Below are 10,042 nucleotides of genomic sequence, written 5' to 3'. Positions count from 1 at the left end.
GAATACAGCATCACCGGCTTCTCGCACTCGGCCGCCACCTCCCGAAGAATGTGGATGCTCTCCGCCTCCAGTCGCTGCAAATGCGTCAGACGCGCAGCCGACAGGGCCATCGCGGCGGTGTTGATCGGCGCGTTCATCGTCATGCCGTCGCCCTTTCCAAGCTGGCTGGATCGAAGGCTCCCGAGGCCACGAACCAGGGGTTGGCGAAGGCGCTGTCGCCCGGCACGCGCGACAGGCGGTAGCTGAACGGCTTGCCTTCCAGGCAGCGGACCATGCCGCCCGCCGCCCTGAGCACCGCGTCGCCGGCGGCGATGTCCCAGGCCATGGTCCGCCCCAAGCGCGGATAGAGGTCGGCCTCGCCGCTGGCCACCTTGCACAGCTTCAGCGACGAGCCCGCCGACACCAGGTCGACAACGTCGAACCGGGCCAGATAGTCGCTGGTCTCCGCCCCCATGTGGCTGCGGCTGGCGACGACGCGCAGGCCGGCGGCGGAGGGTCGGCCGGCCTCGAGCGGCGTCCAGGGTCCGAACGCGCCGTCGGCGTCCAGCACGCTGGTCCGTGCGGCCCCGCCCGCCCCGGCATAGATGACGCCCAGCGCCGGCGCATAGACCACGCCGACGCACGGCTGACCGTCTTCCACCAGGGCGATGTTGACGGTGAACTCGCCGTTGCGGCTGATGAACTCCTTGGTGCCGTCCAGCGGGTCGACCAGGAAGAAGCGATCGCCGACGTCCGGAAGTTCGCCGGCTTCGGCGGCTTCCTCCGAGACGACCGGTATATCGGGGAACTGCTCGGCCAGGGCGCGAAGGATCACGGCTTCGGCCGCGGCGTCGGCCAGGGTGACCGGCGAGCCGTCGCCCTTGACGCTGACGCCCACGTCCTGGCGGGCGTAGAGGTCGAGGATCACGTCTCCGGCCGACTTGGCGATCCGTATCAACGCATCCAGCATCTGGCCTCTCCCGGGCGATTTACTAAACTGGTGTAGTATTTTTCGGCGGACTGGGCGAACCTCTCCGTTGTCGGCGACGCGGCTCATCGCGTCCGCGATCGCGGCGCCGCAACATGGCGAGGAGCCCATGAGCCAGACCATCGTCCATCCGCCGCCCCGAACCGTCGACGAGGTCCCCGGACACGACGCGCTGGTCGGCGGGCTGGAGGTGTGGCCGCAGCTGGATCCTTTCGCGGCCACCGTGCGCTGGCAGCTGCTGCAGCTGGGCCAGCTGGTGCAGCGGTCGGTCGACCGGGTGGCGGCCGCCAACGGCCTCACCCACGCCGAAGTCGCGATCCTGGGCGCGTTGAAGCGGTTCGGACCGCCGTTCGAGGCTTCGCCAAGCCAGCTTCAAGGCGCCCACTGGGTCACCCTGCCCGGCCTGGCCAAGCCGATCGCGCGGCTGGAGGCGCTGGGCTATGTCGCCCGAAGACCCAATCCCGAGGATCGCCGCGGCGTCATCGTCAAGCTGACCCCCGAGGGCAATCGCCGGATGACCGACATCATCGAAAACCAGGCGCCGCCGGAATACTGGGCGATCGCCAATCTCGATCCTGAGCGCCGCGCCCGGCTCGAGGCCGTGCTGCCCGACCTTCTGGGCCTGCTGCTGGCGTCGGTCCCGGCCGACGATCAGGCCGGCTTGGAGACCACGTAGTTCAAGGCCAGACGGCCCCCGTCGGCATAGAGCGTCTGGCCGGTGATGTAGGAGGAATCCTCGCTGGCCAGGAACGCGGCGACGCCGGCCACCTCATCGGCCTCAGCGAAGCGGCCCAGCGGCGTGCGCGACAGCATCATGTCGATGGCGGGCTGGTCCAGGGCCGCCTCCGTCATCGGCGACCAGGTCGGTCCCGGACCGATGGCGTTGACCCGCACGCCGTGCCTGGCCATCGCCAGGGCCATGACCTTGGTCAGCATCGAAAGCCCGCCCTTGCTGGTGCAATAGGCCGGCGAGGTTTCGACCCCCAGCACCGCGCCGACGGACGAAATGTGGATGATCGCCCCCTTGACGCCGCTGGCGATCATCCGACGCGCCACGGCCTTGCCGACGATGAACGGTCCCACGAGGTTGACGGACAGGACCTTGGTGAAGTCTTCCAGGGTCGTGTCGTAGAAGGGCTGGCCGCCCTTGCTGATCCCCGCCGAGCAGACGGCGAGGTCGATCGGACCGACTTCGGTCTCGACCGTCTCGACCAAGGTCTCGACGGCCGCCTCGTCCGCGGTGTCGCAGGCCATGAAACGCGCCCAGCCGCCCGCCGTCCGGATGGCCAGCGCCTCGTGCTCGCCGCGCTCGGCCTGCAGGTCGGTCACCACGACGCGAGCCCCGTCGCGGGCGTAGCGCCGCGCGATCGCCAGGCCGATGCCGCCCGCCGCGCCGGTGACGATGGCGACCTTGCCGTCCAGGTTCATGGGTCTGCTCCGGTCTTGCGGTCCCAGAAGGAGCCGCCGTCGACGCGGATGTTCGCGCCCGTGGTGTAGCTTGAAGCGTCGGACGCCAGATAGAGCGCCGTGCCGACGATCTCGTCCGGGTCGCCCCAGCGGTTCAGCGCCGTGCTCCGCCGCGCCTCCGCCTCCGTGGCCCATTCGCCGGCGATGTCGGTCAGGAAGCCGCCAGGAGAGATGACGTTGACGCGGACCCTGGGCGCGAACTCCTGGGCCAGGGCGATGGACATGGCGTTCAGCGCCGCCTTGGCCCCGGCATAGGGCGCGATCCACGGCGAGGGCTTCAAGGCGCCGATCGACGAGACATTGATGATGCTGCCGCCCGCTCCGGCGGCCATCCGCGCCCCGACCAGGGCGGTCAGGCGAAAGGCCCCCTTGAAGTTGACCGCCACCACCTTGTCGAACAGCGCCTCGCTGGTCTCGACGCTGGAGGGCGCGACCGGCGACAGGCCGGCGTTGTTGACCAGCACGTCGAGGCGACCGAACGCGGCCCAGGCCGCTTCCGCCAGCGCGCCGACCTCGTCCCAGCGCCCGACATTGCAGGGCAGGGCCGCGGCGCGGCGGCCCAGGCCCGTGATCTCGGCGGCGGTCGCCTCGCAGGCCTCCGGCTTGCGGCTGGAGACGATGACGTCAGCCCCGGCCCGGGCGAAGCCCAGGGCCATGGCGCGGCCCAGGCCGCGGGTGCCGCCGGTGATCAGGGCCACCTTGCCCGTCAGGTCCAGGCCGCTCACGCCGCCGCCTCCAGATAGGACGCCAGCTTGGCGCGCGCCGCCGCTCGCCGACTGGGCAAATGGCCGCTCGGAAAGAAGCCGACATGCGGTTCGACGTCGCGCGCCAGGGCCTTGGCCACCGACGCCAGGTGCACCTCGGTGGGCCCGTCGGCGATGCCGAACATCGCCGCCAGCCCCAGATACTTGCCGAACGCCATCTCGTTCGACGCGCCGAGGGCGCCGTGCAGGTGCATGGCCTTCCAGACGATGTCCTTGGTGATGTCGGCGGTAGCGACCTTGACCATCGCCACGGCCAGGCGGCCCTCGCGACCGTGGCCCAGGCCGGCGTCGAACATCCAGGCCGCGTGCAGCACCTGCAGCCGGAACTGGCGCAGGGCGATGGCGCTGGACGCCAGGTCGTTCTGCACGCTCTGCAGGTCGATCAGCCTGCCGCCGGCCACCTCGCGGCTGACAGCGCGTTCGGTCATCATGTCGATCAGCTGCTGGCAGAGGCCGATGGCGCGCATGGCGTGATGGATGCGGCCGCCGCCCAGCCGCGCCTGGGCCACCGCGAAGCCCTGCCCTCGCCCGCCCAACCGCGCGCTGTCGGGCAGGCGAAGGCCGTCGAAGCGGATATAGGGATGGCCGCCCACGCCCTCGGGCTCGCCGAAGAAGCCGACCTCGCGGACGATCTCCAGGCCCGGCGTGTCGCGGGGGACGATGAACAGGGTGTTGCGCTGGTGAGGCTGGGCGTCCGGATCGGTCACCGCCGCCACGATGATAAAGTCGGCGTACTGGGCGTGGCTGGCGTACCACTTGTCGCCGGTGATCACCCAGTGGTCGCCGTCCTGGACGGCGCGGGTCCTCAGCCGCGTGGGATCGGCGCCGCCGGTCGGCTCGGTCATCGAGAAGCAGGAATAGACCTCGCCCGCCACCAGCGGCCGCAGATAGCGCGCCTTCTGCTCGGGCGTGCCGAAGGCGGCCAGGATCTCGGAATTGCCGCTGTCGGGCCCTTGGCAGCCGAACACCACCGGGCCCCAGTCGGTGCGGCCGAGGATCTCATTCAGATACAGCAGGTTGACCTGGCCGACCCCGGCGCCGCCGTCATGGGCCGGCAGGTGCGCCGCCCAGAGGCCTCGCCGCTTGACCTCGGCCTGGAGCGGGGCCAGCGCCGCCCTCGCCGCCTGGTTTTTCCGGTCGTAGGGCGCGCTCATCTGGTCGAACACCAGGTCCATCGCCTCGACCTCCTCGGCGACGAAGCGACGGACCCAGTCGAGCTTTTCCTCGAACTCGGGCGCGATGCTGAAATCGACCATGGGCTTTCCTCCCTAGGCTTGGCCGCGCGCCATCTCGCCGGCCTTGGCGGCCAGGCGGAGGACGAAGTTTTCGGAGTCGGCGGAATGGGCCTGGCGTCCGCCTCGGAAGCGCGCGTAGTGGCGCTCCATGATGACGGCCAGCTTGTACTGGGCCAGCACCATGTAATAGCTCAGATGCTCGACCGATCGGCCCGTCCTGTCGGCGTAGTAGTCGGCCAATTCCTCGCGATAGGGGAAATCGGCGGCGTCGAAATAGCCGGCAGGATTGGGATCGTTCCGCCCACGGAAGCCATAACAGACCCAGCCAAGGTCCAGGAGCGGATCGCCGACCGTAGCCAGTTCCCAGTCGATCATCGCCGCCACCCGGGCCGGCGCCGCGCGCTCGAACAGACAGTTGGCGAAGCTGTAATCGCCGTGGATGATCCCGGGCGAAGAGGCCTCAGGCGTATTGGCCGCCAGCCAGTCGGCGGCGTAGGCCAGGCCCGGGAGGTCCCGCCCCGCGTAGTTCTCGGTTTCCGCGTAGGAGGCCAGTTGGCTACGCCAGCGTTCGACCTGCCGTTCCAGGAAGCCCTCGGGCTTGCCGAACCCCTCCAGGCCGACGGCGCGATAGTCGACATTGGCCAGCCGAGCGATGCCGTCCACCAAGGCGAAGCCCAGATCGCGGCGGCTCTTGCCCGGTCGATCGAACGGCGCGGGCGGCGGCTCGCCGTGGCCCAGCCAGCCGTCGACGAGGGCCATCAGGTAGAAGCGCACGCCGATCACCGATGGATCGTCGCAATAGGCGATGAAACGCGGGTGCGGCACGTCCGTCCCGGCGAGGGCCGCCAGCACCCTGGCCTCCCGCGCGATGATCTTCTCGCTGTCGGGGCGTGGCCGTTCCGGCGGCCGGCGCAGCACCACCTCGGGACCGCCCCGGCGGATCGCCATGACAAGATTGCTGGCGCCGCCGCTGAGCACGCGGGTTTCCAGGGCCGCTTGCCCCAGGGCGGGGGCGTGGACGTCTAGCCAGGCGGTCAGCCGTATCTGTTCATCGCTCGTCATGCCGGAACGGTGAGCGCGTCCATTTCCTTTCGCAAGACTGACAGTCTATTGAATATATGATAGTCCAGCATCCATCGAGGAGGCGATGTTCGCGCCTCCGCTATTTGCGGGTTTGCTCTTGAACGCCTCTGCTCCCGCCGCGAAGGCGCCCACCCTTCGAGAGGCTCAGCGCGCGGTGACGCGGGATCGCCTGCGGCAGGGCGCCCGGGCGGTGTTTTCCGAACGTCCCTACACGGAAGCCACCATCGACGAGATCGCCCTGCGATCCGGAGTCGCGCGGGCGACCTTCTATCTGCACTACGACAGCAAGCGCGCCTTGCTGCGCGACCTGCTGGTCGAGGACATGACCGCGCACCGGCGTCTCTATCATCGCCTCGCCGATCTGGGCGCCGACGCGAACCAGGCGAGCCTGGAGCGCTGGATTCGCCGCTATATGAAGGTCTTCAGCGATCGCCGCGCGGCCCTGTCGCTGTTCAACCTGGTGATCGGTTCCGATCCGAGCTTCCTGGCGGAAATCGCCCGCGAGCGTGACGCCCTGTTCGACGATGTCGGCGCACGCCACCCCGCCTTCCATTTCGGCGCCGATCCCGCCGGACGTCGGCGCCGGATGGCCGCGCATCTGCTGGTCTTCAAGATCGAGCAATTCTGCCTGCACGCCGCCTTCGCCGACTGGGGCGCCGACCTGGACGCCGGGATCGTCATCCTGACCCAGGACCTGGCAACCTTCCTGCGCGGTTGAACGCCGCGGATCGCAGGAGCCGAGCGAGCGCGTCGCAAGCCTTCGATATCGCAAGGGCGCTAAGCACGGCGCCGAGGCGGCTGGCGACTTGTGGACGCCTCGCCATTGGCCTTTCGTGAGTCTCGACAGCTTTCCTCCCGGTCGCTGTTCCCTGGCGCCTCGGTTCGCCAGGAACCTGGGCGCCGAGACCGCATCGTCGTCTCGGCGCCTGTTTTTCCAATCTCGATCCGCAGGGACGGCCGTGCGACTTGGCGCCAGGGTTCATGATCAGGTCCGTGACGAGGCTTCGCCGGACGGGTCGGCGTCGTGTGTCGAGTGGGCTCCCTTCGCGACGGCCCTGGTCGAGCGCCTGCCGGAGGCCACGCCCCCGAGCCTGGCCCTGCTTCGCGACGGGTTCGAAGGCCGAGATCTCGCGTCCGGCGGCGACCAGGCGGTCCGCCTGTGGCGCGTGGGTCGCTGGCTCGCGACCCAGACCACCCGTCGGCCGGACTCGTTTCAGATCATCGACGACTGGACGGTCGTCGTCGGCCGCCGAGTCGTGCAGCTCGACGTCGACGGCGGCGTTCGTGAGCTGTCTTCCCGGCGGAACGATCAGGGAACCCGTCTGGCCAGCCTGGCCTGCTGGGGACGTCGTCGTTGACCGCCCGCGCCGCCTCGCCGTCGGGCCGGGTTTCCGCGACACCCCCTCCCAAACCCCTCGCAAATGGAGTCCTCATGATGACGGGACGGCCCACCCCTAGCGCCCAGGCCGGGCCACGCCGCCTGGTGATGATCGCCGACCTGGCCGAGCAACTGGGCGTGACGGCGCGCGCCCTGCGCCACTACGAGGACGTCGGACTGATCCGCTCCGAGCGCACGACGGGCAACGCGCGGGCCTATGATCTGGAGACCGTGGAGATCCTGAAAGCCATCGTCCGCCTGAGGCAAGTCGACGTGCCTCTCGCCGTGATCGACGGGATCGTCAGGCAGGGATCGGATCCGTCCGTCCAAGCCTTGGCGATTCGCCAGGCCCTGGACGCCGTGCTGGCTGACAAGAAGCAGGCCCTGGCCAGGGTTGTCGCCCTGATCAAGACGATGGACATCCGCGACGAAGGCGGCCCGACCACCGCGCCGCGGTCCGAACCGCCGCGCTCAGGCCGCTTCATGCGATCGGCGGAAAGCGCTGCAGCCGCCCGCGAAGCCGGCTAGGCCAGACGCCGAATATCGATGCCGAGAGCCCTGCGCACCAGTGCAGGGCTTAACGGCGTTCTCCGACCAATCCTGACGTTGGCGCCTGCCCGCCGGCGCGGCGGCCGCGGACATGTCTCGCGATGTCGACTGGCAGGGGGGAAGTGGCTGGGGAACTAGGACTCGAACCTAGAATGACGGTACCAAAAACCGCAGTGTTACCATTACACCATTCCCCAGCAGGAACGGCGAGACCCGTCTGGGCCCGGCGAGGCGGTGGAGATAGCGCAGGAGTCGGATGGATGCAACGCCGCTTTGAACTTCTTTTTTCCCGCCCTTTTTCTTTTTGTGGAGGGATTTTTGGCGCTTGCGAGAGCGCCGGGGCCTGTCTATAAGCCGCCCTCCAAGTCGGAGTGTGGCTCAGTCTGGTAGAGCACTGCGTTCGGGACGCAGGGGTCGCAGGTTCAAATCCTGCCACTCCGACCATTCCTTTCCCGAGATTTCCAAGAGAACAAGACGTCGCGGCGTCGCCCCTCGCCGAGGGGGCGAGCGGCGGGCTCGACGCCTGCTCGTAAACTTCGCGGCCTTGTGAGACCAAGGGTTGCGCGCAGTTCATTTGACCGCGACGCCAGGGTCGCTACTAGCTTGCGCGACACGAGGCAGCAGGACGTCCGATGAAGCAGTTTCTCATGACCGTGGCCGGCGTTTTCGTCGGCTTGGTGTTGTTCCTGGTCGGCGTCCCCTTCCTCCTGATCGTCATGGCGGCCAGCGCCGCCCGGCCCGCCCCCGTTCCCGCCCACACCGTGCTGCAGCTGGACCTGCGCGGCGGCCTGTCCGACCAGGAGCCGCAGAACCCGTTCGCGGCGCTCGGCGGCGGCGGCGGCCAGTCGGTGATGTCGATCATCGAGACGCTGCGCCGGGCCGAGACCGACGACAAGGTCGAGGCGGTGCTGGTGCGCCTGCCGGAGGGCGGCATGGCTCCGGCCTCGGCCGACGAGCTGCGCCTGGCCTTCAAACACTTCCGCGCGGTCGGCAAGAAGCCGATCTTCGCCCACAGCCAGGGGCTCTATCCTTCCGGCCTGGTGACCTCGACCTATATGCTCGGCGCGGCGGCCAGCGAGTTCTGGATGCAGCCCGACAGCTCGCTGCAGGCCGTCGGCGCGGCCAGCGAGGAGATGTTCTTCAAGCGCTTCTTCGACAAGTACGGCGTCAAGGCCGACTACGAGCAGCGCTACGAGTACAAGAACGCGGTCAATCCCTACCTCTATAGCGACTACACCCCGGCCCACCGGGAATCGACGCTGTCGTGGATGGGCTCGGTCTACACCACCGCCCTGACCACGGCCGCCCAGGACCGCAAGGTCGATCCGGCCGCCCTGATCAAGACCATCGAGGCCGGCCCCTACAGCGCCGAGGAGGCCAAGGCCAAGGGCCTGATCGACCGGGTCGGCCAGGTGAAGGACGCCCAGGACGCCATGCTGTCGCGGGCCGGCAAGGGCGCCAAGCTGCTGGACTTCGACGACTACGCCGCCCGCGCCAAGAAGGCTCCGGCCAAGACCGGCCCGACCATCGCGGTCGTCTCGGCCGAGGGCGCGATCATGACCGGCAGCGGCGAAGGCGGCTCGCCGTTCGGCGGCGACAGCACGATCTATTCCGACCAGGTGGCCAAGGCCCTGTACGACGCGATCGACGACAAGGACGTCAAGGCGATCGTGTTCCGGGTCTCCTCCCCCGGCGGCTCGGACACCGCGTCCGAACAGATCCTGGCCGCCGTGAAGGCGGCGAAGAAGTCCAATAAGCCGATCGTGGTCAGCATGGGCACCTATGCGGCGTCGGGCGGCTACTGGATCAGCTCGGGAGCCTCGGCGATCGTCGCCGAGCCCACCACCCTGACCGGCTCGATCGGGGTGTTCGGCGGCAAGTTCGCCCTGGGGGACGCCCTGGCGCGGTTCGGCGTCGACGTGAAACAGGTGCATGTCGGCGGCGACTATTCCGGCGCGTTCGGCACGGGCCAGGGCTTCACGCCCGAGCAGCGGGCCCGGTTCGCCGGCTGGATGGACCGCATCTACGCCGGCTTCGTGCATCGCGTCGCCGAGGGTCGAAACCTGCCCGAGGCCCGGGTTCGCGAGATCGCCAAGGGCCGGGTCTGGACCGGCGTCCAGGCCAAGCAACTGGGCCTGGTGGACGAACTGGGCGGCTTCTACGAGGCCGTCGACAAGGCCAAGAGCCTGGCCAACCTCAAGGGCGAGGTGAAGCTCAAGAAGGTCGGCGGCTCCAACTCGCCGTTCGAGGCGCTGGAGAAGATGCTGGGCGTCAGCGAGACCTCGGTCCGCACTCTGGCCGCCTCGGCCTGGCTGCTGGGCGACCCGCGCTCGCAATCGATCCTGGACGAGATGGCCAAGGCCCGCCTGCGCTCGACCCCCAGCGGGGCGTCGGTGCTGGCCGATACCCCGGTTCGGTAGCTCCGGCTTCACTCGCAAGACAAGGGCCGTCCGGGCGACCGGGCGGCCTTTCTTTTTGAGGCCTCCTGGGGGGACCAAGACCCTCCCCCTGTGGGCAGGGCTATCGCATATGACCCAGGAGTGAGAGCAGGAAGGTTTCATCCCAGCCGGCGCGCTTGATCTTGGTCTTGATGGAACCC

General features: G+C 68.9%; 10 protein-coding genes, 2 tRNA genes and 1 pseudogene. 6 read left to right on the top strand and 7 right to left on the bottom strand.

What is annotated here, in order from left to right; translation table 11 throughout:
* A pseudogene (locus ASD47_RS26825) lies at positions 1 to 143 on the bottom strand (hypothetical protein); the annotation flags it as partial.
* Positions 140 to 949 carry a 3'(2'),5'-bisphosphate nucleotidase CysQ gene (cysQ, locus tag ASD47_RS21300; protein ID WP_056760980.1) on the bottom strand — a complete coding sequence of 270 codons (810 nt, stop codon included), beginning with the start codon at positions 947 to 949 and terminating at the stop codon, positions 140 to 142. The gene cysQ and the pseudogene ASD47_RS26825, both read right to left, overlap by 4 nt.
* Positions 950 to 1,076: 127 nt before the next feature.
* Between cysQ and ASD47_RS21295 the strand changes: the two genes are divergently transcribed.
* Positions 1,077 to 1,643, top strand: coding sequence for a MarR family winged helix-turn-helix transcriptional regulator (locus ASD47_RS21295; RefSeq protein ID WP_056760977.1), 567 nt, complete (start codon positions 1,077 to 1,079; stop codon positions 1,641 to 1,643).
* On the opposite strand, the gene ASD47_RS21290 is transcribed toward ASD47_RS21295, so the two are convergent.
* The 4 genes from ASD47_RS21290 to ASD47_RS21275 are packed head-to-tail and all read right to left on the bottom strand — an operon-like array spanning position 1,619 to position 5,495.
* Positions 1,619 to 2,395 carry an SDR family NAD(P)-dependent oxidoreductase gene (locus ASD47_RS21290; RefSeq protein WP_056760975.1) on the bottom strand — a complete coding sequence of 259 codons (777 nt, stop codon included), beginning with the start codon at positions 2,393 to 2,395 and terminating at the stop codon, positions 1,619 to 1,621. The two genes, ASD47_RS21295 and ASD47_RS21290, sit on opposite strands and share 25 nt — an antisense overlap.
* Positions 2,392 to 3,159 (bottom strand): SDR family NAD(P)-dependent oxidoreductase, encoded by a 768-nt coding sequence (locus ASD47_RS21285; RefSeq protein ID WP_156402367.1) that lies wholly within the window; start codon positions 3,157 to 3,159, stop codon positions 2,392 to 2,394. The genes ASD47_RS21290 and ASD47_RS21285 overlap by 4 nt, the downstream gene beginning before the upstream one ends.
* Positions 3,156 to 4,454 (bottom strand): acyl-CoA dehydrogenase family protein, encoded by a 1,299-nt coding sequence (locus ASD47_RS21280; RefSeq protein WP_056760971.1) that lies wholly within the window; start codon positions 4,452 to 4,454, stop codon positions 3,156 to 3,158. The genes ASD47_RS21285 and ASD47_RS21280 overlap by 4 nt, the downstream gene beginning before the upstream one ends.
* Positions 4,455 to 4,466: 12 nt before the next feature.
* Positions 4,467 to 5,495 carry a phosphotransferase family protein gene (locus ASD47_RS21275; RefSeq protein WP_056760968.1) on the bottom strand — a complete coding sequence of 343 codons (1,029 nt, stop codon included), beginning with the start codon at positions 5,493 to 5,495 and terminating at the stop codon, positions 4,467 to 4,469.
* Positions 5,496 to 5,670: 175 nt separating this feature from the next.
* Here ASD47_RS21275 and ASD47_RS21270 point away from each other — a divergent pair, with 175 nt between their 5' ends.
* The 3 genes from ASD47_RS21270 to ASD47_RS21260 all read left to right on the top strand — a co-directional run bounded on the left by ASD47_RS21270 (position 5,671) and on the right by ASD47_RS21260 (position 7,422).
* Positions 5,671 to 6,234 (top strand): TetR/AcrR family transcriptional regulator, encoded by a 564-nt coding sequence (locus ASD47_RS21270; protein WP_056760964.1) that lies wholly within the window; start codon positions 5,671 to 5,673, stop codon positions 6,232 to 6,234.
* Positions 6,235 to 6,475: 241 nt separating this feature from the next.
* On the top strand, positions 6,476 to 6,874 hold the full coding sequence (locus ASD47_RS21265) for a hypothetical protein (protein ID WP_056760961.1): 399 nt from the start codon (positions 6,476 to 6,478) through the stop codon (positions 6,872 to 6,874).
* A gap of 77 nt (positions 6,875 to 6,951) precedes the next feature.
* Positions 6,952 to 7,422 carry a MerR family transcriptional regulator gene (locus ASD47_RS21260; RefSeq protein ID WP_235526059.1) on the top strand — a complete coding sequence of 157 codons (471 nt, stop codon included), beginning with the start codon at positions 6,952 to 6,954 and terminating at the stop codon, positions 7,420 to 7,422.
* A 144-nt stretch (positions 7,423 to 7,566) separates the two neighbouring features.
* Here ASD47_RS21260 and ASD47_RS21255 read toward each other — a convergent pair.
* Positions 7,567 to 7,640 (bottom strand) — tRNA-Gln (locus tag ASD47_RS21255).
* 170 nt (positions 7,641 to 7,810) lie between these two features.
* On the opposite strand from ASD47_RS21255, the gene ASD47_RS21250 reads away from it, so the two are divergent.
* Together ASD47_RS21250 and sppA are read left to right on the top strand one after the other, a co-directional pair.
* Positions 7,811 to 7,887 (top strand) — tRNA-Pro (locus ASD47_RS21250).
* A 188-nt stretch (positions 7,888 to 8,075) separates the two neighbouring features.
* A complete protein-coding gene (gene sppA / locus ASD47_RS21245; RefSeq protein WP_056760956.1) occupies positions 8,076 to 9,863 on the top strand; it encodes a signal peptide peptidase SppA in 1,788 nt (595 codons plus the stop codon).
* The last annotated feature ends 179 nt before the right edge of the window (positions 9,864 to 10,042 follow it).

Source organism: Caulobacter sp. Root1472, assembly GCF_001426985.1.
GTDB classification, from domain to species: domain Bacteria; phylum Pseudomonadota; class Alphaproteobacteria; order Caulobacterales; family Caulobacteraceae; genus Caulobacter; species Caulobacter rhizosphaerae.
This window is presented reverse-complemented; position numbering and strand designations above follow the sequence as displayed.